This window comes from Manganibacter manganicus (assembly GCF_002075885.1).
Taxonomy (GTDB): Bacteria; Pseudomonadota; Alphaproteobacteria; order Rhizobiales; family Rhizobiaceae; genus Mesorhizobium; species Mesorhizobium manganicum.
Genome location: NZ_MDET01000002.1, coordinates 95,437 through 119,351 on the forward strand (window position 1 = coordinate 95,437; position 23,915 = coordinate 119,351).

The 23,915-nt window shown below is 62.5% G+C and carries 25 protein-coding genes; 10 read left to right on the forward strand and 15 right to left on the reverse strand.

Annotated elements, in window-relative coordinates:
• Window positions 1-45: 45 nt before the first annotated feature.
• The 3 genes from ffh to rpsP all read left to right on the forward strand — a co-directional run bounded on the left by ffh (window position 46) and on the right by rpsP (window position 2,429).
• Entirely contained in the window at window positions 46-1,638 is a 1,593-nt protein-coding gene (gene ffh / locus BFN67_RS02565; RefSeq protein WP_080918036.1) for a signal recognition particle protein, read from the forward strand.
• A gap of 7 nt (window positions 1,639-1,645) precedes the next feature.
• Window positions 1,646-1,960: a chorismate mutase gene (locus BFN67_RS02570; protein ID WP_080918037.1), complete on the forward strand. Its 315-nt coding sequence runs from the start codon at window positions 1,646-1,648 to the stop codon at window positions 1,958-1,960.
• Window positions 1,961-2,033: 73 nt separating this feature from the next.
• Window positions 2,034-2,429, forward strand: a complete 396-nt coding sequence (gene rpsP / locus BFN67_RS02575) for a 30S ribosomal protein S16 (RefSeq protein ID WP_080918038.1) — start codon at window positions 2,034-2,036, stop codon at window positions 2,427-2,429.
• A 73-nt stretch (window positions 2,430-2,502) separates the two neighbouring features.
• On the opposite strand, the gene BFN67_RS02580 is transcribed toward rpsP, so the two are convergent.
• The 3 genes from BFN67_RS02580 to BFN67_RS02595 form a co-directional block, all read right to left on the reverse strand.
• Window positions 2,503-2,817, reverse strand: a complete 315-nt coding sequence (locus BFN67_RS02580; RefSeq protein ID WP_080918039.1) for a glycine zipper domain-containing protein — start codon at window positions 2,815-2,817, stop codon at window positions 2,503-2,505.
• Window positions 2,818-2,961: 144 nt separating this feature from the next.
• Window positions 2,962-3,417 (reverse strand): GNAT family N-acetyltransferase, encoded by a 456-nt coding sequence (locus tag BFN67_RS02585; protein WP_080918040.1) that lies wholly within the window; start codon window positions 3,415-3,417, stop codon window positions 2,962-2,964.
• A gap of 183 nt (window positions 3,418-3,600) precedes the next feature.
• Window positions 3,601-4,635: an aspartate-semialdehyde dehydrogenase gene (locus BFN67_RS02595; protein WP_080918042.1), complete on the reverse strand. Its 1,035-nt coding sequence runs from the start codon at window positions 4,633-4,635 to the stop codon at window positions 3,601-3,603.
• 417 nt (window positions 4,636-5,052) lie between these two features.
• Between BFN67_RS02595 and BFN67_RS02605 the strand changes: the two genes are divergently transcribed.
• Window positions 5,053-6,891, forward strand: coding sequence for a DEAD/DEAH box helicase (locus tag BFN67_RS02605; protein WP_080918098.1), 1,839 nt, complete (start codon window positions 5,053-5,055; stop codon window positions 6,889-6,891).
• A gap of 5 nt (window positions 6,892-6,896) precedes the next feature.
• On the opposite strand, the gene BFN67_RS02610 is transcribed toward BFN67_RS02605, so the two are convergent.
• The 7 genes from BFN67_RS02610 to BFN67_RS02640 form a co-directional block, all read right to left on the reverse strand.
• Window positions 6,897-7,781, reverse strand: coding sequence for a DMT family transporter (locus BFN67_RS02610; protein WP_158083461.1), 885 nt, complete (start codon window positions 7,779-7,781; stop codon window positions 6,897-6,899).
• Window positions 7,782-7,874: 93 nt separating this feature from the next.
• Complete coding sequence (gene leuB, locus BFN67_RS02615; protein WP_080918045.1) at window positions 7,875-8,978, reverse strand: 3-isopropylmalate dehydrogenase; 1,104 nt, start codon at window positions 8,976-8,978, stop codon at window positions 7,875-7,877.
• A gap of 74 nt (window positions 8,979-9,052) precedes the next feature.
• Complete coding sequence (locus BFN67_RS02620) at window positions 9,053-9,403, reverse strand: VOC family protein (protein ID WP_080918046.1); 351 nt, start codon at window positions 9,401-9,403, stop codon at window positions 9,053-9,055.
• Window positions 9,400-9,792 (reverse strand): RidA family protein, encoded by a 393-nt coding sequence (locus BFN67_RS02625; protein ID WP_080918047.1) that lies wholly within the window; start codon window positions 9,790-9,792, stop codon window positions 9,400-9,402. Before BFN67_RS02625 ends, BFN67_RS02620 begins: the two co-directional genes overlap by 4 nt.
• A gap of 44 nt (window positions 9,793-9,836) precedes the next feature.
• Entirely contained in the window at window positions 9,837-10,697 is an 861-nt protein-coding gene (locus BFN67_RS02630) for a hypothetical protein (protein ID WP_080918048.1), read from the reverse strand.
• Window positions 10,698-10,774: 77 nt separating this feature from the next.
• Entirely contained in the window at window positions 10,775-11,380 is a 606-nt protein-coding gene (gene leuD / locus BFN67_RS02635) for a 3-isopropylmalate dehydratase small subunit (RefSeq protein ID WP_080918099.1), read from the reverse strand.
• A gap of 93 nt (window positions 11,381-11,473) precedes the next feature.
• Window positions 11,474-12,643 carry an NAD(P)/FAD-dependent oxidoreductase gene (locus BFN67_RS02640; protein WP_080918049.1) on the reverse strand — a complete coding sequence of 390 codons (1,170 nt, stop codon included), beginning with the start codon at window positions 12,641-12,643 and terminating at the stop codon, window positions 11,474-11,476.
• A 210-nt stretch (window positions 12,644-12,853) separates the two neighbouring features.
• Here BFN67_RS02640 and BFN67_RS02645 point away from each other — a divergent pair, with 210 nt between their 5' ends.
• The 3 genes from BFN67_RS02645 to BFN67_RS02655 all read left to right on the forward strand — a co-directional run bounded on the left by BFN67_RS02645 (window position 12,854) and on the right by BFN67_RS02655 (window position 14,915).
• Window positions 12,854-13,423, forward strand: coding sequence for a TetR family transcriptional regulator (locus tag BFN67_RS02645; RefSeq protein ID WP_080918050.1), 570 nt, complete (start codon window positions 12,854-12,856; stop codon window positions 13,421-13,423).
• A 3-nt stretch (window positions 13,424-13,426) separates the two neighbouring features.
• Window positions 13,427-14,629 (forward strand): FAD-binding domain, encoded by a 1,203-nt coding sequence (locus BFN67_RS02650; protein WP_080918051.1) that lies wholly within the window; start codon window positions 13,427-13,429, stop codon window positions 14,627-14,629.
• Between the two features lie 79 nt (window positions 14,630-14,708).
• On the forward strand, window positions 14,709-14,915 hold the full coding sequence (locus tag BFN67_RS02655) for a DUF1737 domain-containing protein (RefSeq protein WP_080918100.1): 207 nt from the start codon (window positions 14,709-14,711) through the stop codon (window positions 14,913-14,915).
• 13 nt (window positions 14,916-14,928) lie between these two features.
• On the opposite strand, the gene BFN67_RS02660 is transcribed toward BFN67_RS02655, so the two are convergent.
• Window positions 14,929-15,351: a metallopeptidase family protein gene (locus BFN67_RS02660; protein WP_080918101.1), complete on the reverse strand. Its 423-nt coding sequence runs from the start codon at window positions 15,349-15,351 to the stop codon at window positions 14,929-14,931.
• Window positions 15,352-15,535: 184 nt separating this feature from the next.
• On the opposite strand from BFN67_RS02660, the gene BFN67_RS24685 reads away from it, so the two are divergent.
• From BFN67_RS24685 to BFN67_RS02675, 3 genes are read left to right on the forward strand one after another with little or no spacing between them, the layout of a single operon-like run.
• Complete coding sequence (locus tag BFN67_RS24685) at window positions 15,536-16,582, forward strand: ImuA family protein (RefSeq protein WP_139788998.1); 1,047 nt, start codon at window positions 15,536-15,538, stop codon at window positions 16,580-16,582.
• Window positions 16,557-17,987, forward strand: coding sequence for a DNA polymerase Y family protein (locus BFN67_RS02670; protein ID WP_245295138.1), 1,431 nt, complete (start codon window positions 16,557-16,559; stop codon window positions 17,985-17,987). Before BFN67_RS24685 ends, BFN67_RS02670 begins: the two co-directional genes overlap by 26 nt.
• A complete protein-coding gene (locus BFN67_RS02675) occupies window positions 17,984-21,358 on the forward strand; it encodes an error-prone DNA polymerase (protein ID WP_080918054.1) in 3,375 nt (1,124 codons plus the stop codon). The genes BFN67_RS02670 and BFN67_RS02675 overlap by 4 nt, the downstream gene beginning before the upstream one ends.
• Window positions 21,359-21,409: 51 nt before the next feature.
• On the opposite strand, the gene BFN67_RS02680 is transcribed toward BFN67_RS02675, so the two are convergent.
• From BFN67_RS02680 to BFN67_RS02695, 4 genes are all read right to left on the reverse strand, one after another.
• Complete coding sequence (locus BFN67_RS02680) at window positions 21,410-21,619, reverse strand: Trm112 family protein (protein WP_080918102.1); 210 nt, start codon at window positions 21,617-21,619, stop codon at window positions 21,410-21,412.
• A 27-nt stretch (window positions 21,620-21,646) separates the two neighbouring features.
• Window positions 21,647-22,318 (reverse strand): LON peptidase substrate-binding domain-containing protein, encoded by a 672-nt coding sequence (locus BFN67_RS02685; protein WP_080918103.1) that lies wholly within the window; start codon window positions 22,316-22,318, stop codon window positions 21,647-21,649.
• A gap of 54 nt (window positions 22,319-22,372) precedes the next feature.
• Window positions 22,373-23,347 carry a thioredoxin gene (gene trxA / locus BFN67_RS02690; RefSeq protein WP_080918055.1) on the reverse strand — a complete coding sequence of 325 codons (975 nt, stop codon included), beginning with the start codon at window positions 23,345-23,347 and terminating at the stop codon, window positions 22,373-22,375.
• Window positions 23,348-23,413: 66 nt separating this feature from the next.
• Entirely contained in the window at window positions 23,414-23,911 is a 498-nt protein-coding gene (locus tag BFN67_RS02695; RefSeq protein WP_080918056.1) for a prolyl-tRNA synthetase associated domain-containing protein, read from the reverse strand.
• Window positions 23,912-23,915: the final 4 nt, after the last annotated feature.

The window sequence follows — 23,915 nt, forward strand, 5'->3', positions numbered from 1 at the left end:
GGCACTACGTCTCGGGCCTGACGGTTCGAGAATGAAGGAAGACGAATGTTCGAGAGCTTACAGGAACGCCTAGGCTCCATATTGAACGGCCTGACCGGCCGTGGCGCGTTGTCGGAGGCGGATGTCTCTGCGGCATTGCGCGAAGTGCGTCGTGCGCTTCTGGAAGCCGACGTGGCGCTGGAGGTCGTGCGCGCCTTCACCGACAAGGTGCGTGAGAAAGCCGTTGGCGCGGCTGTTCTGAAGTCGATCAAGCCCGGCCAGATGGTGGTCAAGATCGTCCATGACGAGCTTGTTTCCATGCTCGGCGAGGAAGGTGTGGCGATCGACCTCAATGCGCCGTCTCCGGTTGTTTTGATGATGGTCGGCCTGCAGGGCTCCGGCAAGACCACCACCAGCGCCAAGATCGCCAAACGCCTTGTCGAGCGCCAGGGCAAGAAGGTGCTGATGGCCTCGCTCGACACGCGGCGGCCTGCCGCGCAGGAGCAGTTGCGTCAGCTCGGCGAGCAGGTGAGTGTCGCCACGCTTCCCATCGTCGCCGGACAGTCGCCGGTGGATATCGCCAAACGCTCTGTCCAGGCGGCGAAGCTCGGCGGCCATGACGTCGTCATCCTCGACACCGCCGGCCGCACCCATATCGACGAGCCGCTGATGGTCGAGATGGCCGAAATCAAGGCGGCCTCGAACCCGCATGAGATCCTGCTGGTCGCCGACAGCCTGACCGGCCAGGACGCGGTGAACCTGGCCCGCAATTTCGATGAGCGCGTCGGCATCAGCGGCCTCGTGCTCACCCGCATGGATGGCGATGGCCGCGGCGGTGCGGCGCTTTCGATGCGCGCCGTCACCGGCAAGCCGATCAAGCTGATCGGCACCGGCGAAAAGATGGACGCGCTGGAGGAATTCCACCCCAAGCGCATCGCCGACCGCATCCTCGGCATGGGCGACATCGTCTCGCTGGTCGAGAAGGCCGCCGAAACCATCGACGCGGAAAAAGCCGCGGCGATGGCGAAGAAGATGCAGTCGGGCAAGTTCGACCTGAACGACCTTGCCGACCAGCTTGGCCAGATGCAGAAGATGGGCGGCATGGGCGGCATCATGGGTCTGATGCCCGGCATGGGCAAGATGAAGGACCAGATGGCCGCCGCCGGGTTGGACGACAAGATGTTCGGCCGCCAACTCGCCATCATCTCCTCGATGACGAAGAAGGAGCGGGCCAACCCCGACATTCTGAAGCACAGCCGCAAGAAGCGCATCGCCGCCGGCTCCGGCACCGATGCCGCCGAGATCAACAAGCTGCTCAAGATGCACCGCGGCATGGCCGACATGATGAAAGCCATGGGCGGCAAGGGCAAAGGCGGCGGCATGATGCGATCCATGATGGGCGGCCTTGCTTCGAAGATGGGCATGGGCGGTCTTGGTGGTGCGATGGGCGGTCCAATGGGTGGAGGAATGCCCGACCTTTCCAGGATGGATCCCAAGCAGCTTGAGGCGCTGAAGAAGCAGGCCGAAGCGGCAGGCCTTGGCAATGGCTTGCCGGGCGGTCTTCCGAGCCTGGGGAGCGGAGGGCTTCCCGGTTTGCCCGGCGGCATGAAGCTTCCCGGCCTTGGCGGCGGCCTGCCGAGACCGGGCAAGAAGAAGTGAGAGGCGAATGGACGAAGTGAAGGACATGGAAGCCGCGAAATCGGTTCTTGCCGGCTATCGCGCCTCGATCGACAATATCGACGCCGCCCTCATTCACATGCTGGCCGAGCGTTTTCGCTGCACCAAGGCGGTCGGCCTGTTGAAGGCCACGCACGGCCTGCCGCCTGCCGACCCGTCCAGAGAAGCCCAGCAGATCGAGCGGCTGCGCAAGCTCGCGCACGACGCCCATCTCGATCCGGACTTTGCGGAGAAATTCCTCAACTTCGTGGTCAAGGAAGTGATCCGGCACCACGAGCAGATCGCCGCCGAAAACGGCGGATGAACGAAACGCCGGCTCAAACCGATGAAAGCCGGCAATACCAACCCCCCAATCATGGAAATCCAGGAGATACAAAATGGCATTGAAGATCAGACTGGCCCGCGCGGGCTCCAAGAAGCGCCCTTACTATCAGATCGTCGTGGCCGACTCGCGCTCGCCGCGTGACGGCCGCTTCATCGAGCAGATCGGTTTCTGGAACCCGCAGCTTCCGAAGGATGGCGAGCGCGTCAAGGTCGATGAGGATCGCGTCAAGCATTGGCTCGGCCACGGCGCCCAGCCGACCGATCGCGTACTGCGCTTCCTCGATGCCGCCGGTCTCGCCAAGCGCGAAGCCCGCTCGAACCCGAAGAAGGCAGAGCCCGGCAAGAAGGCGCAGGAGCGTGCCGCCCTTGTGAAGAAGGCACAGGAAGACGCCGCAGCCGCCATCGCGGCCGCGTCGGCGCCGGTGGAAGAGGCGCCCGCCTCGGAATAAGGCCGCTACGGCTCCGCTGATTGAGAAGGAAGACGCCCGGCGCACCCGCCTGGGCGTCTTTTGTTTTCGCTATTCAGTAGCGATAGTAGCGATCACGATGGTGACGGCGATAATAACGGCTTCTGTCGTAGTGACGCGGGCAACGGGCCTCATAGATTCGTCCACGCCGATCACGATAGCGGCATTCGCCCCGCTCGCTGGCATTGCCGATAAGCGCACCGCCGACGGCGCCGATCGCACCGCCGATCACCGCGCCTTCCACTGGATCTCCGGCCACTGCGCTGCCGATGGCAGCGCCGCCAAGACCACCGATTGCCGCGCCCTGTTCGGTTTGCGAACACGCGCCAAGCGGCAACAACAATGCCGCCAATATGACAAATTTCTTCATTGTCGCTCCTCCGAAAGCGGGGTGTGCAAACCGCCCGCCGTCGAATAACGAACGAAATCGTTTTTCGATCCACGAAGCGAAACCATTATCGAATAACGAACTGACAGCCGCCCGGATCGCGGGGCCGGTGCAGGCACGCGGCGCCTATCGGCGCACATAGAGAAGGTCCGGCAATCCTTCCTCATTGGCTAGGCCGCTTCTTGAGGCCGCGACGCGAAAGCCGTGGCGCTCGTAGAACCGCCGCGCGCCGGCATTTGCCTGGAAACAATAGAGCTTCGCCTCGCCCATGCCTCCCGTCGCCTGTTCCAGCAGTCGACTGCCGATGCCCTGGTCCGTCCAGTCCGGCGCCAGATAAAACTGGTCGATCCAGCTTTCCTTGACGGCGATAAAGCCGACGATGGCACCCTCGGCTTCCGCGACCGTCACCGCCTGATGCGGCAGGACAATGTCGCGGATGAAGGCCAGATCCTCCTGCGGTGTGTGAAGGACAGGCATCCAGCCATGCGAGGACAGCGAGGCCCGCAGCACCCCCGCGATTGCCTCGGCATCGGCTGCCCCGGCCGCACGAAAGCGGATTTCGGCAGACTTGCTATCGGCCATCGACAGAACGGCCGAAGGCAAAGCCCGCAAGCGCGGACCGCCGCTTATCCGGCGCCCGCGCGGAGATCAGCGAGCAGAGCGCGCGCTCGGCCGTGAGCTGAAAACCGCCAAAGGCCGCAACCGCGACCGCGCGTCGCGCCCCGTCCGGAGCGAGCCGCGAAGCGGCGACAGCGTGAGGACAGATCAAGCCGCCTGCTTCTTGGGCTGGATCAGGCCGCGCGCGATCAGCAACTCGGCGATCTGCACCGCATTGAGCGCAGCGCCCTTGCGCAGATTGTCCGAAACGATCCACAGATTGAGGCCGTTGTCGATCGTCTGGTCCTCGCGGATGCGCGAAATATAAGTGGCGTCTTCGCCGGCGCTTTCGATCGGCGTGATGTAGCCGCCATCCTCATGCTTGTCGATGACTAGGCAGCCGGGCGCTTCGCGCAATATCTCACGCGCCTCGTCGGCGGTGATCGGCTTTTCGAACTCGATGTTGACGGCCTCGGAATGGCCGATGAACACCGGCACGCGCACGCAGGTGGCGGTGAGCTTGATCTTGGGGTCGAGCATCTTCTTGGTCTCGGCCACCATCTTCCACTCTTCCTTGGTCGAACCATCTTCCATGAAGACGTCGATATGCGGGATGACGTTGAAGGCGATGCGCTTGGTGAACTTCTTGGCTTCGACCGGATCGGCGACGAACACGGCGCGTGTCTGCGTGAACAGCTCGTCCATGCCTTCCTTGCCGGCGCCAGACACCGACTGATAGGTGGAAACGACGATGCGCTTGATGGTGGCCGCATCATGCAGCGGCTTCAGCGCCACCAGGAGTTGGGCGGTGGAGCAGTTGGGGTTGGCGATGATGTTCTTCTTCGTGAACCCCTCGACGGCGTCCGGATTCACCTCCGGCACGATCAGCGGCACGTCCGGATCGGTGCGGAAGGCTGAGGAATTGTCGATGACGACGCAGCCCTGCTTGCCGATCTTCGGCGACCATTCCTTCGAGACGTTGCCGCCAGCCGACATGATGGCGATGTCGGTGTCGGAGAAATCATAGGTGTCGAGCGCCTTGACCTTGAGCGTCTTGTCGCCGAACGACACTTCCGTGCCCTGGCTGCGGCGCGAGGCGAGCGCCACGATTTCGCTGACCGGAAAACCGCGCTCGTCCAGAATATTGAGCATTTCGCGGCCCACATTTCCCGTGGCGCCGACAACTGCTACCTTGAATACCATCTCAGATCACTCCTGCCCTCTCCGCTCATTTGCTGGAACGCCCGCCGGCCCGCGGGCTCCGCTCCCCGGCCAGACCCGGGAGAGGGTGAGCAGGCCAAGGGACGTCAGACCGTAGTGGTCGTTTTTTTGGCCGTGGTTTTGGTGGAACGGGAATGCACGCAACCCTGCCCCGACATCATGCCGGGAGCGTTGTACGCCAGAAATGCCATCAAGAGGGCGCGCATGGGAAGGGCAACCTGTTCGGGCCGGCTTTTACGCGCTTTGTAGAAAGAGTCAATCGGGCGCGCCCTGTACATTGGCGGCGGCGCGAAGTAGGAACGGCAAAGATCGTTTGGCCTGCGGCCCGTCCGGCCCGGCATTGCGTGGCGATGGATGACCCGTGGCCGGCAGGCGAAAGCAGAATTCCGAAAGACGAAAATGACAGAATATGACGGTATCGTTCCAGCGCTCGCGCAGGCGCTGGAAAAGCACGGATACGTGGAACTGACAGCCGTCCAGAAAGCGGTTCTGAATTCCGGGATAGGCCAGGCCGACGCGCTGGTGTCGGCTCAAACCGGCTCGGGAAAGACGGTGGCTTTCGGCCTGGCGCTGGCGCCGACCCTGCTCGGCGGCGAGGAACGCTTTTCGCATATGGGCGCGCCGTTGGCGCTGGCTGTTGCGCCGACACGCGAACTCGCCTTGCAAGTGGCGCGTGAACTGGAATGGCTCTACGAATTTACCGGCGCGGCCATCGCAACCTGTGTCGGCGGCATGGACATGCGCACCGAGCGGCGGGCGCTGGAGCGCGGCGCACATATCGTCGTCGGCACGCCGGGCCGCCTGCGCGATCACATCACCCGCCATGCGCTCGACATGTCGGGCCTGCGGGCGGTCGTGCTGGACGAGGCCGACGAGATGCTCGACCTCGGCTTTCGCGAGGATCTGGAATTCATTCTCGACGCCGCGCCGGCGGAGCGCCGCACGCTGATGTTTTCGGCCACCGTGCCGCGCGCCATCGCCACGCTGGCCAAGGGCTACCAGCGCGACGCGGTGCGCATCACCACCGCCGGCGAGGACAAGCAGCATCACGACATCGAATACCGGGCGCTTTCCGTCGCGCCGGCCGACCGCGAAAACGCCATCATCAACGTGCTGCGCTACTACGAAGCCAGGAACGCGCTGGTGTTCTGCAACACGCGCGCCGCCGTCAACCACCTCACCGCCCGCTTCAACAATCGCAACTTTTCCGTGGTCGCGCTGTCGGGCGAACTCAGCCAGAACGAGCGCAGCCATGCCTTGCAGGCGATGCGCGACGGGCGCGCCCGCGTCTGCATCGCCACGGACGTGGCGGCGCGCGGCATCGACCTGCCCAATCTCGAATTGGTTATCCATGCCGACCTGCCGACCAATCCGGAAACGCTGCTGCACCGCAGCGGGCGCACCGGCCGCGCCGGGCGCAAGGGCGTCAGCGCGCTGATCATTCCCTATTCCGCGCGCCGGCGCACCGAACGGCTGTTGCACAGCGCCGGCATCACGCCCGCATGGGCAAGTCCGCCATCGGCCGACGAAGTCATGCAGCGCGACAATGAGCGCATGCTCGCCGATCCTGCCTTTGCCCAGCCGATCCGGGAGGAGGAGCGCGCATTCGTCGACACTTTGCTGGAAACGCACGATGCTGAGCAGATCGCGGCAGCTTTCCTGCGGCTGAGCCGCGCCGGCCGCTCGGCACCGGAGGATCTGGCGGAACCCGTGCCGTTCAAGCCTTCGCCGGAGCGGGGCGAAAGAGGCGCATTGCGGGACGAAAAGCCCCGCCGACGCGACGATTTTAGCGACAGCGTCTGGTTCTCGCTATCGGTCGGGCGCCGGCAGAACGCCGAGCCACGCTGGCTGATCCCGATGCTGTGCCGCACCGGCGGCATCACCAAGCGCGAGATCGGCGCGATCAGGATGCAGCCGGAAGAAAGCTTCGTGCAGATCGCCGCCGCCAGCGCCGACCGGTTTTTCGCGGCGATCGGGCCGGACCACAAGGTTCAGGGCAATATTCTCGTCAAGCGGCTCGACGGCCAGCCCGATCTTTCGCGGGCCGGCTACAATCCGCCGAAACACGGCAAGAAGCCGCATCGCGGCAAGGGAAACTTCGCCAAGCCCAACCAGGACGGAGCAGGCCCGAAACGCGCTTCCACTACCGAGCAGAAGCCCTGGGCGGCAAAGCCGGGCACGCCGAAATCGGACAAGTCACGCGTGCCAAAGGCCCGGAAAAAGAAGATGCCCGAATAGGGATTTCATACGGGTTGGGTTTTTCTTCCGGCTCCCTTGCGGCGCTGGACGAGGATCAGGCCGCCGGCGACGATCAGGGCCGCGCCGATACCGATCCTGGCGCCGGGCAGGTCATTGAAAACCAGATAGCCGACAATCACCGAGCCGAGCAGTTCCAGATAGGAGAGCGGCGCCAGCATCGAGGCTTCCGCGTGGCGAAAGGCGCTGATGGTCATGAAATGGCACGCCGCCGAAATCGCGCCCATCAGCAGCATGAACAGCAATTCCTGCCCCACCGGAACGGACCAGTTCCAGACGGCCAAGGGCGACAGCATCGCGGCCCCGAACAGGCACTGGAAAGCCAGCGTGCTGACCGGATCGCTGGCCAGCGATGCCTTGCGCGTGGTGATGAGATAGAGCGCGAAGAAAACGCCGGCCGCAACGCCGAGCAACAGACCGGCGTTCAGCCCGCCGGCAGGATTGACCACGATGATCGCACCGATGAAGCCCAACACCAGCGCCGCCAGTTTTCGAAAGGTCAGCGCCTCGCCCAGAAACGCCACCGACAGGATGGCCGCCAGGATCGGGCCGACGAAATAGGCGCTGGTCACGTCAGCCAAGGGCGAAAAGGATATGGCGGCGAAGAAGAAGCACATCGAGGCCGCCGCAAAGAAGGTGCGCAAGGCATGCGCGCCGAGATGCTCGCGCGGCAGGAAATGCCGGCCACGGCGCGCAATCGCCCATGGCAGCACGAAGATGCAGGAAAAGGCGTAGCGCGCCCAGGAAATGTAGAGCGGCGAATGTGTCGCGCTCAGCGTCTTGGCGATCCCGTCCACCGTGGGCACGAGCAGCATCGCCGCCGCCATCAGGGCGATGCCCAGCATGGCGGAATGAGAAGGCTGGCTGCTCATGGGCATGGCCATAACTGGTCGCTCGTCGTTGCCCTGTCACTCGGATTCCGGAGCTATTGCACTCCGAAACCCCTTGCCGGCAAGGTGAAAGAGCTAGGCCAGGAACTTCGCGATGATGGCGTCGCCCATGGCGGCGGTGCCGATTTCAGTCTTGCCTTCCGACATGATGTCGCCGGTGCGATAGCCCTCGTCCAGAACGGCGGCGATCGCTTTCTCCAGCCGGTCGGCCTCGGCCACCATGTTGAACGAATAGCGCAGGCACATGGCAAACGACGCGATCATGGCGATCGGATTGGCGATGCCCTTGCCGGCAATGTCGGGCGCCGAGCCATGCACCGGTTCGTAGAGCGCCTTGCGCTTGCCCGTGCGGGCGTCCGGCGCGCCGAGCGATGCCGAGGGCAGCATGCCGAGCGAACCGGTCAGCATGGCTGCAACGTCGGATAGCATGTCGCCGAACAGATTGTCGGTGACGATGACGTCGAACTGCTTGGGCCAGCGCACCAGTTGCATGCCGCCGGCATCGGCCAGCATGTGGGTCAGTTCCACGTCGGCATAGCTGGCCTTGTGGGTTTGCGCCACGACTTCCTTCCACAGAACGCCGGACTTCATCACATTGTTCTTTTCCATCGAGCAGACCTTGTTGGCCCGTGTGCGCGCCAACTCAAAGGCCACGCCGGAAATGCGCTCGATCTCGAACGTGTCGTAAACCTGCGTGTCGATGCCGCGCTTCTGGCCGTTGCCGAGGTCGATGATCTGCTTCGGTTCGCCGAAATAGACGCCACCGGTCAGTTCGCGCACGATCAATATGTCCAGCCCCTCGACCACTTCTTGCTTGAGCGAGGAGGATGCGGCCAACGCGGGATAGCAGATGGCGGGGCGCAGATTGGCGAACAGCTCCAGATCCTTGCGCAGGCGCAATAGCCCGGCTTCCGGGCGCACCTCATAGGGCACGCCGTCCCATTTCGGCCCGCCGACCGCGCCGAACAGCACGGCATCCGCCGCAAGCGCCTTTTCCATGTCGGCGTCGGAGATCGCCTGGCCGTGCGCGTCATAGGCCGAACCGCCGACCAGCCCCTCATCGGTGACGAAGCCGGCGCTCATTTGATCGTTCATCGCCGCGATCAGCTTCTTCACCTCGCCCATCGCTTCAGGACCAATGCCGTCACCAGGCAGGAGGAAGAGATTTTTCGTCGCCATGAGCGTGTTTCCCGAGGAATTAATGAACGCGGCCTTGCTAAACGCCTGACGCAGCGTAGGCAAGCCCGCTCGCGTCACGCATGCCGGAGAATATTGACCAGCCGGCCGAACGGATCGCGCACATAAAAGCGCCGCACGCCCCATGGCTCGTCGGCCGGGCCGTATTCGATGGCGAAGCCGGCTTCCTTCATGCCGACGAGGGTAGCGTCGACATCGTCGACCTCGATGGACAGATCGGGCACCGGCGTGCCGGAGCCGCCTTCCGCCATGACGCTTACCTGCACGGTCATTTTCTCTTGCGAACCGTAGGTGACGATCCAGCCATGGTCCATCAGGACATCGAGGCCGAGCACGTCGCCATAAAAGCGTCTTGCCGCGGCAATGTCCCGTGTTTCGATATTGGCGACGATGCGCCGGACCGTCATGTCGGTTGGCTTCCCCGCCTGAGCGCCGTGACCTCGATCTCGATCTTCATCTCCGGCTTGTTGAGTTGGCACACGATCATCGTCGCCGCCGGCCTGATCTCCCCAAAAGTCTCGCCGAGGATCGGAAAGACGATGTCCACATGGGAGCGGTCGGTGACGTAGTAATGCGCGCGCACCACATCGGCCATGGAAAACCCGCCCTGCTCCAGTGCGCCGGCGATGGTCGCCAGCGCATTGCGCGTCTGATCCGTGACACTGTCCGGCATCGTCATAGCGGCGTAGTCATAGCCTGTGGTGCCGGAAACGAAACACCAGTCGCCCTGCACGACCGCGCGCGAATAGCCCGCCGTCTTTTCGAATGGCGAACCGGTCGAAATCAGCTTGCGCATGCGGACCTCGGCGAAATTGGAGTAGCGCGGGCGGAGACGAAAACCTATTGCGGCGGCGCGAATGCCTTGTTCACCGCCTTGGAAAGATCGGCCGGCCATGTGTCGAGCGCCGGCCAGGCATCGGCTTTGCCGTTATCGCCCTGGCGCGCGAAATAGAGCTTTTCGCCCTTGGCATCGATCGCCATGAAGCCGTCATTGCCGCCGCAATTGTGCGGCACGCAACCGCTGCCATAGACCACACCCGACGCCGTCTTCTCCGTACCGCTGCCGACCAGAAGGCTGGTCGTCATTTCGGTCAGCCGATCACCCAGCATCTGCGTCGCCGCCTTGTAGACGGCTTCGTTATGGAAGGCATCGAGAATGTACTCGTAGCTTTGCTTGATGTCCTTCCAGCCGGTGCCGGGATCGGGCATATAGGTGAGGTTGCCGGCCAGCGTCATCCCGTGGATCGGCGACCATTTCCTCACCGGCGCGGTGCCGCCGGGCATCAGCCATGGCACGAAATAGATAGCATCCTGGTTGATGGCGACGGGCGGCGCGCCGCATTCGTCCTCGCCGACGCTGACGCTTTCAATGCCGCTGCCTTCCGGCTTCCATGCCATGACCACTGCCGGACCGCAGGCATTGCCGCCGCTGCCGACATCGAACATCGCAACGTCGATTCCTTCCACCTTCACGGTGCCGGTGTAGTTGACGAAATAATCGGAGGCGAGCGCCTTGCCGTCATAGGCCAGCGTCTTCTCGCCATAATCTTCCTTTTGCGTGATGGTGAACTCGCCACCGGCGAAGGGGATAGGCTTCTGCTTGCCGCCGTCCGCATCGTCGGCATGGGCGCAGGCCAATCCGGCCAGCAGCGAGAGGCCGAAAACGGCGGCTCCGGATATGGCGGCAGACGGAACGCGCATGGCGATTTCCCTCGCTGTTTGCTGACGGCTGGCAGACGCCAATCTCTGGTTCAGGCCCGGAATATCAGGCCCCAGAATCAGGCCCAGGGGCGGCTCTCGGCGTTCTGCTTCTCGAAGCTGGCAATGGCGCCGGCCTTTTCCATGGTCAGCCCGATATCGTCGAGGCCGTTCAACAGGCAGTGGCGCTTGAAATCGTCGAGGTCGAAATTGATGACGCCGCCATCCGGCCCGCGGATTTCCTTCGCTTCCAGGTCGACCGAGATCGTCGCATTGGCGCCGCGCTCGGCATCGTCCATCAGCTTGTCGAGATCTTCGTGGCTGACGGTGATCGGCAAGATGCCGTTCTTGAAGCAGTTGTTGTAGAAAATGTCGGCGAAGGACGTCGAGATCACGCAGCGTATGCCGAAATCGAGCAACGCCCACGGCGCATGCTCGCGGCTCGAACCGCAGCCGAAATTGTCGCCGGCCACCAGGATCTGCGCCTGCCGGTAGGCCGGCTTGTTGAGCACGAAATCGGGATTTTCCGAGCCGTCCTCGTTGTAGCGCATCTCGGCGAAAAGCCCCTTGCCGAGGCCTGTGCGCTTGATCGTCTTGAGATAATCCTTGGGGATGATCATGTCGGTATCGACATTGACGATCGGCAGCGGAGCCGCGACGCCGGTGAGCTTGGTGAACTTGTCCATGGCTTTGCCCATTCCGGTTGGAGAATGCTTTATCCCGCTTTACACAAAGCGGCCGCTGAAATCAAAGGCTGCCTCAACCCGGATCAGAGGCCTTCAAATGACGTTCAATTCCCTGAACGGCCTGCCCTCGGCAATGCGCTGATAGGAAAAGGCCGAACAGTCGATGCTGCGATAGCCGCCATGAACGACCAGTTCGGCCAGCGCCCGGCCGACCGCCGGCGCCTGCTGCAACCCATGGCCGGAAAACCCGTTGGCGAAGATGAAATTCGACACTTCCGGGTGCGGGCCGATCACCGCGTTCTGGTCGAGCGCGTTGTAATCGTAATGGCCGACCCAGGCACGCGTCATCTTGATCGCCTCGAAAGCCGGGATGCGCGTGGCCAGAACTGGCCATATCTCGTTTTCGAACAGCCCCCAGTCCGGGTCGAAATCGGCGGGATCGGCAGCCTGCTCGCCCTCCTCGACCTCGGCACCGCCGGTGATATAGACCGAGCCTTCGGGCCGCACATAAATGCCGCTGGGGTCGACCAGCAGCGGCATGTCCGCATAGCGCTCGCGCGCCTCGAACACGAAGACATTGCGTTTGCGCGGCTCCACCGGCAGGTCGAGCCCGGCCAGCGCCGCCACCTTGCCGCCATTCGGCCCGGCGGCGTTGACGACCAGGCCCGTTTCCAGCCTTTCGCCATTGTCCAGTGTCACGGCGGTCACGCGCGCACCCTGCCGCTCGATGCCGGTCGCGGCAGCCGTGACGAGGTCCACGTCCATGGTGCGCAGCGCCTTGCGGAAAAGATGCAGATAGGCATGCGCGTCGAACCAGCCTTCGCCGCTCACTCCATAGGCGCCGGCGGCGATGCCTTCGCCTGAAAGCCACGAAAACCGCTTTTCCAATGCCGCCGCATCCTCCAGCACGATGTCGGCGCCTTCCGCCACCTGCACCTTGTGATTGGCCTGAAGCACCGGCAGCCCGTCCTCGCTCGCCAGGATCAGGTAGCCGCCCTCACGAAAGCCGATATCGGCATCGTCCCCGAATTCCTCCTTCAACCGCCGGAACAGGCCGAGCGTGAACTGCGACAGCCTGATGTTTTCAGCAATGGAAAATTGCTGGCGGATCGAAGCCGCCGACAGGGTGGTGGCCGAATGGGTGAATTGCGAGTCGCGCTCGACCAGCGCGATGGAACCGGAAAACCCTTCCTTGCGCAGATAATAGGCGGTGGACGAGCCGACGATGGCCCCGCCGATAATCACGATGTCGTAATGCGTCATGGTCGGTTCCCGCAGCGATTCTTTCAGACGGCAGCTTGAGCCACCCACCGGCAACAGCCGGCAAGGGCCAGCTTCGACAGGCGAGAAGACCAGAGACGGGCACAGCCGGCAACAGACACAACCAGTGCCGCAAAGCCATCGCAACAAATTTCTGTTGCTGACCGATCGATCAGTCAGTATAATAAGCCGATCAACGCAAGAGGGATCGTCATGCCTCCCGCCGGCAAGCGCCAGAACATCATCGATGCCGCCATCCGCCTGATGGCCGCAAAGGGTGCCTCCGGCCTGACGGCCGCCGCGCTGGCAACCGAGGCCGGCGTCAGCAAGGCCAATGTCTTTCATCATTTCAGCACGCTCGACGATGTCGTGCTGGCCGCCTTCGAGCAATTCCTGCTCGGCATGGAGGCCTTCGCGCCGAAACCGGAAATGACCCTGCGCGCATGGCTGGAAGGGCTCGGCGTTGAGACCGTGACATTGATGGACGCGCAGCCTCGCCTGACCGGCGCCTATTTCGCCTTTGTCAGCCGCGCGCAGACCGATGAGCGGCTGCGCCGGCGCATGGCCGAAACCGTGGCGCTTGGCGAACAGGGCTTTGCCGCCGCCATTGCCGCGCTGGCGCCCGGCCGCTTCACGCCAGCCGAAACCGCCGCGCTGGCCTCACTCATCCTGATTGCCGGCGACGGACTGGCGGTCCATCGCCACCTCTTTCCCGAGCGCGCCGCCGAGCAGGACGCCGCCTGGCGCGGTTTTGTCGATCGCATCGCTCCACAGGAGAATTAAGCCATGAAAATCGCCATCAACGGCGCCGGCATCGCCGGCACGACACTGGCCTATTGGCTACACCATTACGGCCACGAACCGGTTCTGTTCGAAACGGCGCCGAAGCTGCGAAGCGGCGGCTATGTCATCGATTTCTGGGGCGTCGGCTATGACGTGGCCGACAGGATGGGTCTTGTCCCGCACCTGAAAGAGATCGGCTACAAGGTCGGCGAATGGCGGCTGGTCAACGCCGAGGGCCACCGCACGGGCGGCTTTTCCACCTCCGTTATCGATCATTTCGCCGGCGACAGGCTCGTCAGCCTGGAACGCAGCGGCCTTGCCGCCGCCATTTACGGCACGGTCAAGGACAAGGTCGAGACGGTGTTCGGCGACTCCGTCGCCGGCATCGAGGAGAGCGCCGACAGCGTGCGCCTTTCATTCGACAAGGGGGAGCCACGCGATTTCGACCTTCTGATCGGAGCCGACGGACTGCATTCGCGCGTGCGCAGCCTCGTTTTCGGACCGGAAGACAGGTTCGAGACCTATCTCGGCTATCACGTCGCCGCCTTCCAGGTGGACGGCTACCGGCCCCGCGACGAACTTGTCTACATCAGCCATACGGAACCCGGCCGGCAGATTTCGCGCTTTTCCATGCGCGGCGACAAGACGCTGTTCCTGTTCGTCTTCCACGCCGATGAAGGCCAGAAGCAGATGCCCGCCGACGATGCCGAACGCAAGGCTGTGCTGCGCGAGGTCTTCGGCGATATGGGCTGGGAGACGCCGCGCATTCTCGATGCCATGGAGGACGTGCAGGGCATCTATTTCGACCGCGTCAGCCAAATCCGCATGGGACGCTGGACGCACGGCCGAACCGCCCTGCTTGGCGATGCGGCGGCCTGCGTGTCGCTGCTGGCCGGCGAAGGCACCGGGCTGGCGATGGCCGAAGCCTATATCCTGGCCGGTGAACTGGCCGCAGCCGACGGCAACCATAATGCCGCCTTCGCGCGCTATCATGAGCGGCTCGCCGGCTTCATCCAGCGCAAGCAGGAAACCGCGAAGAGCCTTGCCGCCTCCTTTGCGCCCGAAACGCGCTTCGGCATCTTCGTGCGCGACCTGACCACGCGGCTGATGGCGATCCCGCTGCTGGCCGACGCCATTATCGGCCGCGACCTGCGCGACGACATCGAACTGCCCGATTATGGGGAGGCCGGAAAGGTCGAGGCGTAACGCGTCCTCATCTTGCCCGCAAAGGCGTGTCGGTTTACCTTGATCGCCTGACGTTCATCCGCATATGAGCCGGTCCGCCATGCGCCTTTATCGCTTTCTCACCGCCGTCGATGACGCCACCTTCTGCCACAAGGTAACGGCGGCGCTTAATAAGGGCTGGCATCTCTACGGCTCGCCTACCTACGCCTATGACGAGGACGGCAAGACCATGCGTTGCGGCCAGGCGGTGGTGAAGGATATCGAAGGGCAGGACTATGGCCCCGACACCAGGCTGAGCGACTGGTGAGAGCTGCGGCGGGCTATTCGGCCGCTTCCTCGATGCGCTCCATATCGTCGTCCGACAGGCCGAAATGGTGGCCGATCTCATGAATCAGCACATGGGTGACGATGTCGCCCATCGTCTCCTCGTTCTCCGCCCAGTAGTCGAGTATGGCGCGACGGTAGAGCGTGATGCGGTTCGGCCCTTCGCCGGTCTGCGGGTTCCAGCGCTCGGCGATGCCGCGCCCCTCGAACAGGCCCAGCAGGTCGAATGGCGTTTCCAGCGAAAGATCGTCCATGATCTCTTCGGTGGGGAATTCGGCAATCTGGATGACGATCTCGCCCGTCAGCTTGCGGAACTCCTCCGGCAGATGCGCATAGGCTTCCAGCGCCAGGAATTCCATTTCCTCCATCGAGGGGGAAAGCTCTGCGTGCCAGGTGCGGGTCTGGTAGATGCGGGCCATTCGTCTTCCTTCGTTGCGCGCCATATAGGCTTTCGCGTGTCGATCGGCAAATGAAGCGGCCGGCGCTCTGACCGCCATGGAAGCGCAAGAGGAATAAATTCTTTGCAAATGCGCTTGACTCTGGCATCGGGCTCTGGAATCTCTAAGAACATAACAGGAACAAAGAGCCGGAAGCTGTACCGTCATGGCGAGGAACGCCGCGGCGCGGGAAACTGTTTTTGCCCTGCGCCACAAGATCGCGAAAATCGAGGGAAGGCTGGCCGAGCGCCTGGAGACGCCGGCGGCGGATGATGCATGTCCGGCGGAAAACCCGACCGGCGATGCAACAACGAATGCAACAATACAGCCAACATTACAAACGCTCATCCGCCGTGATGGCAGGCCCGCGGATATCCTGCTGCCGACAGGGGCCACCGGGCTGGACCGGGCGCTCGGCGGCGGCCTGCCGCTGGCGGCGCTGACCGAAATCCATGGCGCCGAAACCCGCAATTGCGGCGCGATAGCGGGCTTTACCCTGTCGCTGGCAAGCCGTCTGCTGAAAGCCGCTTCAGATAAAGTCGGGCCGGTGCTCTGGATAGGAACGCATGAGGCCCTGCATGAGGCTGGCTTCCCTTATGCGGCCGGCATCGAGACTTTTTTCGGCATCGCGCCGCAATCGCTGCTCTTTTGTGCAACATCGAAACTCAACAATGCATTGTGGGTAGCCGAGGAGGCTATCCGGCTTGCCGGATTCTCGGCCGTCATCCTCGAGATAAGGGGCGCGCTGCCATCCGCCCTGCTGGCCACGCGCCGTCTGCATATGCGCGCGCGCGAAGCCGGGCGGCCGGTGTTTCTGCTACGCCATGCCGGGCCGGTCGAGCCGACGGCGGCACCCCTTCGCATGAGCGTCGCGCCGGCGCCCTCCGCGCTTCGACACACGCTTGCCGGACCGCTGAAGAGCTCGATCGGTCGCCCCGCCTTTACCGTCGCCATCGACAAGAGCCCGGCCGCCCGGCCCGGCCGATTCATATTGGAGTGGAACGCCGATGAATGCGCCTTCACAGACCGCGAAACCCCGGAAATCCGGGCAAAGATTCCTCTCTCTGTGGTTCCCTTACCTGGCGACGGAACGCATCCTGCGCCAGCGTCTGGGACGGTCCTGGCGTTCCCGCCCGACCAGCCATTCACCTCTGGTCGTCAGCCGGCGCGAGGACAACGCCCAGCGCATCGCGGCTCTCGACGAACAGGCTGAGGCGCTGGGGCTGAGGCGCGGCATGGGCGTCGCCGATGCCCGCGCCATGCATCCCTTTATCGATATTGTCGAAGCCGACGGGAAAGCCGACCGCAGGCTTCTCGAAAGCCTTGCCGACTGGTGCGACCGTTACACGCCGCTGGTCGCGCTCGACGACGACAACGACGATTCCATCGGCCTGTTCCTCGACATCACCGGCTGTACGCATCTGTTCAGCGGTGAAAAGCGGCTGATCGACGACATGACGACCCGCTTCTTGCATCAGGGATTCGATGCCCGCATCGGCATCGCCTCGACCGTCGGAGCAGCCTGGGCAGCGGCGCACATCACCGGCCGCGCCATAATCGATCCGGGAGAGGAAGCTGCCTTCCTTGCGCCGCTGCCGCTGGCCGCGCTGCGGATCGGGGCGGCTATACGAAACCGTCTCGAAAGTGTCGGTCTGCGCACGACAGGTGCGATCATGGCCACGCCACGCGCGCCATTGGCACGCCGTTTTGGCGCGGCCCTGCTGTGGCGTCTCGATCAGACACTCGGGCATCTTGATGAAGCGGTTTCGCCACGCCTGCCGGTCGCGCCTCTTTCGGTCGACAGGCATCTTGCCGAACCAGTCACGCAGCTAGATGATATCGAACGGCTTGTGGCCGCGCTCTCAATCACGTTGAAGGCTGATCTCGAGCGTCGCGGCGAGGGCGCGAGGGCGCTCGCTCTTACTCTGTTTCGGGTCGACGGCGCCGTCAGCCGCATCTGTGTTGGCACCTCGCACCCGCTGCGCGAACCGTTGATGATCCAAAAACTGTTTCATGAGCGGCTTGCCGCGCTCACGCAGGATTTCGACGCCGGTTACGGTTTCGATCTCGCGCGTCTCAGCGTTCCGTCGAGCGAGCCCTTCGAAGTCGAACAGACTGATCTTGCTGAGAAATCAGAGCAGAATGAGCCTGATCTTTGCCTTTTCATAGACAGACTCCGCGCCCGCCTCGGTCATGACGCGATACTGAAACCCATTGCTGTTAAAAGCCATGTTCCGGAACGTGCCATCACTCACTTTCCTTTCGATATCGGGTACGAGCCGAACAAAGCGCAGGCAGATAACGCGGAATATCGATCACAAAGGGAACGACCAATCCGGCTATTAAGGCCGCCGGAGCCGGTCCATGTGCCGGCAACCGAGATACCGGACGGCCCACCGCTCAATTTTCGCTGGCGCCGCACCTTTTATCGGGTGGCGCGCTCGGAGGGGCCGGAGCGCATCGCGCCGGAGTGGTGGCGCAGCATCAAAGACGAACCGACACGCGACTATTATCGCGTCGAGGATGCGGATGGACGACGTTACTGGCTCTACCGCCAAGGCCTCTATGAGACAGGCAAGCCGGCGCCGCGCTGGTTCATGCAAGGAATTTTCGCATGAACGCGCCCGTTATCTCGCCCGCGCTGGTCGCCGAACCGGCCTATGTGGAATTCGGCGTTCAGTCGAATTTCTCCTTCCTGCGCGGGGCCTCACGGCCGGAAGAATTGGTCGTGAGCGCTGCGCTTTTCGGTCATGCCGGCATCGGCCTTGCCGACCGCAATACGGTTGCCGGCGTGGTGCGCGCCTGGGGTCAGTCGAAATTCATTCACATCGAGAACAAAGCAGAGCCGGAAAAATCCGTCGGACCGTGCTATCTTCCTTATTATCCCGGCTGCCGATTGGTATTCGGCGATGGCACACCGGACATTCTTGCCTATCCGCAGGATCGCGAGGGCTGGGGTCATCTATGCCGCATGCTCACCGAAGCCAATTTGCGCGAGGAGACCGAAAAGGGCGCGACGCTCCTTGAGCGCGACGACCTGTTCGACTGGGGCGACCACATGGCGCTCGCCATGTTTCCGGCTCTGAAGCGGCAGGAACTGCCTCTTATCAGCCGCCTTAAAGATCGTTTCGGCTGCAATCTGTGGCTGGCGGTCGCACCCGATTATCACGGCAATGACCGATTCAGGATCGAGCAGGCGGCGGCGATGGCTGAAGCCGCCAGCCTGCCGCTGATGGCCACCAGCGACGCGCTTTATCACAGCGCGGAGCGGCGACCGCTCCAGGACGTGCTCACCGCGATCCGGCTCAATGTACCCGTCGCTGAGGCAGGCCATGAATTGGAAGCCAATGCCGAGCGTCACATGAAGCATCCCGCCGAGATGGCCCGGCTTTTCCGAGCCTGTCCGCAGGCGCTGGTCGAGACGCTGCGCTTCGCCGAATCGCTCTCCTTCTCGCTCGGCGAACTCAGTCACAATTATCCCGACGAACCGACCCGCGATGGCGCAACGCCGCAGCAGGAACTGGAACGTCTCGCTCGCGAAGGCGCCGTGGATCGCTATCCCGGTGGCGTTCCGGACATAGTCCTGAACCGCATCGGCGAGGAATTGGCCTTGATCGAAAAGATGCGTTATGCCCGCTACTTTCTTACCGTCCATGACATTGTCCGCTTCGCTCGCAGCAAAGGCATATTGTGCCAAGGCCGGGGATCTGCCGCCAACTCGGTCGTCTGCTACTGCGTAGGCATCACCTCCGTCGGCCCGGATCAGATCGATGCGCTGTTCGAACGCTTCATTTCCGAGGAGCGCAACGAACCGCCCGACATCGACGTCGATTTCGAGCATGAGCGTCGCAACGAGGTCATGGCTTATATCTATGAAAAGTACCAGGCAAAGCACACCGCGCTGGCTGCCGCCGTGATCACTTATCGTGGCCGTTCCGCGCTCCGCGAAGTGGCCAAGGCGATGGGTCTTTCGGACGATGTGCGCAGCGCGCTTTCGGACTCGATCTGGGGCCGCTCGTCGGGCCGGTTGGGCAAGAAGGAAGCAAAGGCCGCCGGGCTCGACAAATCGGACCCAGCCGCCCGGCATGTCATCGCCCGCGCCAACGAAATCATGGGCTTTCCACGCCACCTTACCCAGCATGTCGGCGGTTTCGTCATCACCAAGGATCGGCTGGACGAGATCGTGCCGATCATGAAAACGGCGATGGACGAGCGCAAGATGGTCGAATGGGACAAGGACGACCTCGATGCGGTCGGCCTGCTCAAGGTCGATGTGCTGGCACTCGGCATGCTCTCATGCCTGAGACGGGCTTTCGACCTCCTCACCACCCATTATCGGCCCGTGCGGAAGGACGATGGCCGCCCCATCGTCGATATCGCCACAATGCCCAAGGAAGACGGCCACGTCTATGCCATGATCTGCCGGGCAGACACACTCGGCGTGTTCCAGATCGAGTCGCGCGCGCAGATGTCCATGCTGCCGCGTCTGAAGCCGCAGAAATTCTACGATCTCGTCATCGAGGTGGCGATCGTGCGCCCCGGCCCGATCCAGGGCGACATGGTGCATCCCTATCTGCGCCGGCGCATGGGCAAGGAAAAAGTCGATTATCCCAAGGAGGAATTGCGGGAAATTCTTGGCAAGACTTATGGCGTGCCGCTGTTCCAGGAACAGGCGATGAAGATCGCGATAGTCGCTGCCGGCTTCAAACCGGGCGAGGCGGACAAATTGCGTCGCGCCATGGCTACCTTCAGGCGTAATGGCACGATCAAGCTCTATGAAGACCAGATGATAAAGGGCATGACCGGCAATGGCTATTCACAGGACTTCGCCGAGCGCTGCTTCAACCAGATAAAAGACTTCGGCGATTATGGCTTTCCTGAAAGCCACGCAGCTTCCTTCGCTATTCTCGTCTACGCCTCCTGCTGGTTCAAGACCTTCTATCCCGACGTCTTCTGCGCAGCGATCCTCAACTCCCAGCCGATGGGCTTCTACGCCCCGGCGCAGCTTGTCCGCGATGCCCAGGACCACGGCGTCGAAATCCGCGCCATCGATGTCAATCATTCGGGTTGGGATTGCCAACTCGAAGACGCTCCGTTCGACCCGAACCGCATCCTCGAGCGCCATGCCGAAATGCGCGGCGTCATTCTCACCCGCCATGCCGTACGGCTCGGCTTTCGCCAGATCAAGGGTTTGGCCAAGGAGAAGATGGAAGCCTTTGTCGCCTGCCGTGGCACAGGTTATGAGTCGGTGCGCGACATGTGGCTGCGTTCGGGCCTCGATGCCGATGAAATCGAGAAGCTGGCCGAAGCCGACGCCTTCCGTTCGCTCGGCCTCGATCGACGCGCGGCGCTTTGGGCCGTGCGAGCACTCGACAGCAAGAAAACGGCCGAAGCACCATTGCTTTTCGCGGGGCTGGCTGCACCGCTGCGCGATCTAGAGCCCGAAACGCAACTCCCGATTATGCCACCCGGCGAGCATGTCGTTCACGATTATCGCGCACTTGGCCTGTCGCTGAAGGCGCATCCGGTATCGTTCCTGCGCACGCGGCTCAATCGGGCTGGCATCACACCAAATGCAAGCTTGTCGCGAATTGCCGATGGCCGTCGCGTCAGCGTCGCCGGTCTCGTCCTGGTGCGGCAAAGGCCCGGCAAGGGCAATGCCATCTTCCTGACACTGGAGGATGAGGAAGCCATTGCCAACGTCATCATTTGGCCGCGCATTTTCGATCGACATCGCGCGATCGTGATGGGTGCGAAATTCATCCGCATCACCGGCAAGCTTCAAACCGAATCGGGCGTGATCCATATCGTCGCCGACCGAATCGAGGATTTGAGCGCGTGGCTGGCCGCGCTGCTGGAAGAGCCGACGCCTTCTTCTTATGCGCGACAAAGCCCGACATCTGTGGCTGACCACGCTACCCGAGAAAAATTGCGGCAGCATGCCTATAATACCCAAAGCGTCATGCCGAAGGGGCGCAACTTTCAATGACGACAGCAACATGCGTGCAATCGGCATGCGAGTTGAAAGCCGGAGCTTTGGTCATTCCTCCTCGTCCGCCAGGCTGCGTGCCTCCGAGGGCAGCATAACCGGAATACCATCCCGAACCGGATAGGCCAGGCGGGCAATTCGGGAAATCAGTTCTCCGCGTTCGGGCTTCCAGCTTAATGGCCCCCTGGTCAACGGGCAGGCGAGAAGTTCCAGAAGCTTCGGATCGACATCGCGCTTCTTGTCACCACGCTTGTTTGTCATGTCGTCACCTGCGCCAACTGACATCTTCTATTGCAGACTCGAGCCGAAATCCTCATCTTCGCGCGCCAGCGCCATTTCGGTGATCGCGATCAGCGTCTCGGCTCGCGCCCGCAAATCTGCCGCCTCCAATAAAGCCTGCTTTTCGGCTGGTCCATAAGGCGCCATCATCGAAAGGGCATTGACCAGCATGGCATTGTCGGCCCGGCTGACACTCTCCCAATCGGCCTCCAGTTCATTAGCGCGCAGATAGGCGCGAAACGTCTTCAGCAGTGACGGTCGGTCGATCTCCGCCCCCGTGCGATCATCTTCAAGATCGGCCAGGAATGGTGCGATGCGGCATTGCCTGAATGGCGCCTTTGAATGCAGTTCGTGTATCAGGCGGAATCGACACACCCCTTGCAGCGAGATCAGATAACGGCCGTCGCCGGTTTCCGCCAACGAGATGATGCGTCCGATGCAACCGATCTCGCATAGTTCCGGCTCGCCGTCTTCGCGCATCGCGCCGTCAAGACTAGGCTGAACCATGCCTATGAGGCGTGAACCAGCCATCCCCTCATCGATCATCTGGAGATATCGCGGCTCGAAAATGTTCAGCGGCATGCGTCCGCCGGGTAGAAGCAATGCAGATGCAAGCGGAAGTACAGCGACCTTGCCCGGCAAATCCATCTCGCGTCGATAATGCGCATTTCCTGCCTGCATCATTACCTCCGCACACCTACCGGAAACCGCCGGCTGCAGTCGGCGCGGCGGACCTCATGAGAACAGCAGCGACGACAGTTTACGCCGTGCCGCAAGCGTCGCCTCGTCGCCTGCCCCCCAGGACTCGAAGAATTGGAGCAGTTGCGTTCTCGCGCCATCGTCTCGCCAGCCACGATCGACTTTGACGATTTCGAGCAGATTGTCGGCCGCCTTACCGCGCTCACCGGCCGAATTCTGAATCATGGCGAGACCGAAGCGCGCATCGTGATCTTTGGGATCCTGCATCAGGCGTCGTTCGAATTCTGCTGGATCACCCAGCGCTGCGGCCTGAGCAGCCAGCGCCATCCGGGCCCGTATCGCGGCGACCGGCACGGCGTCCTTGCTGGCTTCCGGCACTGTCGCCAACACCGCCTCGGCCTGCGCCATATCGCCGCCGTCGAACAGAACGCCAGCCAGGCCGGCAATGGCCTCCACCGTCTCGGGCGCCTGCTGCAGGATGGAGCCATAGATATTGGCTGCCGTGCTGCTGTCACCCGCCTCGCTCGCTTGCGCGGCAGCGGTGAGCGCTTCGGCGATCTGCTGACCGGCATCGTCGCCGCCCAGCTTGCCAATGAACTCCGTGATCTGGCTTTCCGGAACAGCCCCCATGAAGCCATCGACGGGTTGGCCGTCTTTGAAGGCGAAGACTGCCGGTATCGACTGCACGCCGAGTTGGCCGGCGATTGACGGATGTTCGTCGATGTTCATCTTGACCAACTTGACCTTGCCGCCAGCCGCCAGAACTGCTTTTTCGAGCAGGGGCGTCAACTGCCGGCAGGGACCACACCAGGGCGCCCAAAAATCAACGAGGACCGGTTGCCGCCGCGATTCCTGAATCACATCGGCGGCAAAACCGGCCGTCGTGGTGTCCTTGATCAGATCGCCCGGCATACTGGCCGGTGCCGCGTTCGTTGGTGCGGAGCCGGCCCCGCCATAGTGAACTGAGGCCGAATATTGGTTGCCCATGGCGAACGGATTGTCATCGCTCATTGTATCGTCTTTCGGTTTGCCAATGCGAGGCGCTTCGTTCAGGCACGCTGCCAACCAATGTGGCGATCATGCCGAGACTTTCAAGATGGTCGGCTGATGGCCGGTCGCATGGATGAATTCAATCAGATCTTTCCTTGAGATCGACGTCGTCGCCTCATTGGTCAAAGGATGCACGTTGATGACCTCGTGTTCCATCAAGGCGGCGTCGAGCACAAGCTTCACCCGTCCGGCCGTATCGTTGATCAGCCCGAAAACGGTAACGGAACCCGGTACGACACCGAGCAACTCCATCAGCAGTTCGGGATTGCCGAATGACACCCGCCCGGATGCCCCGATCCGATGATGAATCTGCTTGAGATCAACGCTTGCTTCCTCACCCACCGTGACGAGAAAGACGTTGTCCTTCTTGTCCTTGAGAAAAAGATTCTTGGTGTGACCGCCATCAATGTCGCCACGCAAGGCTTGCGAATCGGCAACCGTGAACAAGGCTGGGTGCCGAACTGTCGAGGTGACGATCCCAAGCTCTTTGAGAAAGGCGAAAAGGTCGTCTTCGGTTGCCGGCATGAAT

What these genes read in the sequence shown, in the direction of transcription:
- BFN67_RS02610 (WP_158083461.1), bottom strand. Translation starts at nt 7,781, where the DNA reads ATGAGCAGCCAGCCTTCTCATTCCGCCATGCTGGGCATCGCCCTGATG.
- BFN67_RS02625 (WP_080918047.1), bottom strand. Translation starts at nt 9,792, where the DNA reads ATGCGCAAGCTGATTTCGACCGGTTCGCCATTCGAAAAGACGGCGGGC.
- BFN67_RS24685 (WP_139788998.1), top strand. Translation starts at nt 15,536, where the DNA reads ATGGCGAGGAACGCCGCGGCGCGGGAAACTGTTTTTGCCCTGCGCCAC.
- BFN67_RS02685 (WP_080918103.1), bottom strand. Translation starts at nt 22,318, where the DNA reads ATGCAGGCAGGAAATGCGCATTATCGACGCGAGATGGATTTGCCGGGC.
- BFN67_RS02570 (WP_080918037.1), top strand. Translation starts at nt 1,646, where the DNA reads ATGGACGAAGTGAAGGACATGGAAGCCGCGAAATCGGTTCTTGCCGGC.
- BFN67_RS02585 (WP_080918040.1), bottom strand. Translation starts at nt 3,417, where the DNA reads ATGGCCGATAGCAAGTCTGCCGAAATCCGCTTTCGTGCGGCCGGGGCA.
- BFN67_RS02620 (WP_080918046.1), bottom strand. Translation starts at nt 9,403, where the DNA reads ATGACGGTCCGGCGCATCGTCGCCAATATCGAAACACGGGACATTGCC.
- leuB (WP_080918045.1), bottom strand. Translation starts at nt 8,978, where the DNA reads ATGGCGACGAAAAATCTCTTCCTCCTGCCTGGTGACGGCATTGGTCCT.
- BFN67_RS02650 (WP_080918051.1), top strand. Translation starts at nt 13,427, where the DNA reads ATGAAAATCGCCATCAACGGCGCCGGCATCGCCGGCACGACACTGGCC.
- BFN67_RS02680 (WP_080918102.1), bottom strand. Translation starts at nt 21,619, where the DNA reads ATGACAAACAAGCGTGGTGACAAGAAGCGCGATGTCGATCCGAAGCTT.
- leuD (WP_080918099.1), bottom strand. Translation starts at nt 11,380, where the DNA reads ATGGACAAGTTCACCAAGCTCACCGGCGTCGCGGCTCCGCTGCCGATC.
- BFN67_RS02630 (WP_080918048.1), bottom strand. Translation starts at nt 10,697, where the DNA reads ATGCGCGTTCCGTCTGCCGCCATATCCGGAGCCGCCGTTTTCGGCCTC.
- BFN67_RS02675 (WP_080918054.1), top strand. Translation starts at nt 17,984, where the DNA reads ATGAACGCGCCCGTTATCTCGCCCGCGCTGGTCGCCGAACCGGCCTAT.
- BFN67_RS02695 (WP_080918056.1), bottom strand. Translation starts at nt 23,911, where the DNA reads ATGCCGGCAACCGAAGACGACCTTTTCGCCTTTCTCAAAGAGCTTGGG.
- BFN67_RS02595 (WP_080918042.1), bottom strand. Translation starts at nt 4,635, where the DNA reads ATGGTATTCAAGGTAGCAGTTGTCGGCGCCACGGGAAATGTGGGCCGC.
- BFN67_RS02655 (WP_080918100.1), top strand. Translation starts at nt 14,709, where the DNA reads ATGCGCCTTTATCGCTTTCTCACCGCCGTCGATGACGCCACCTTCTGC.
- BFN67_RS02660 (WP_080918101.1), bottom strand. Translation starts at nt 15,351, where the DNA reads ATGGCCCGCATCTACCAGACCCGCACCTGGCACGCAGAGCTTTCCCCC.
- BFN67_RS02580 (WP_080918039.1), bottom strand. Translation starts at nt 2,817, where the DNA reads ATGAAGAAATTTGTCATATTGGCGGCATTGTTGTTGCCGCTTGGCGCG.
- BFN67_RS02640 (WP_080918049.1), bottom strand. Translation starts at nt 12,643, where the DNA reads ATGACGCATTACGACATCGTGATTATCGGCGGGGCCATCGTCGGCTCG.
- rpsP (WP_080918038.1), top strand. Translation starts at nt 2,034, where the DNA reads ATGGCATTGAAGATCAGACTGGCCCGCGCGGGCTCCAAGAAGCGCCCT.
- BFN67_RS02605 (WP_080918098.1), top strand. Translation starts at nt 5,053, where the DNA reads ATGACAGAATATGACGGTATCGTTCCAGCGCTCGCGCAGGCGCTGGAA.
- ffh (WP_080918036.1), top strand. Translation starts at nt 46, where the DNA reads ATGTTCGAGAGCTTACAGGAACGCCTAGGCTCCATATTGAACGGCCTG.
- BFN67_RS02645 (WP_080918050.1), top strand. Translation starts at nt 12,854, where the DNA reads ATGCCTCCCGCCGGCAAGCGCCAGAACATCATCGATGCCGCCATCCGC.
- trxA (WP_080918055.1), bottom strand. Translation starts at nt 23,347, where the DNA reads ATGAGCGATGACAATCCGTTCGCCATGGGCAACCAATATTCGGCCTCA.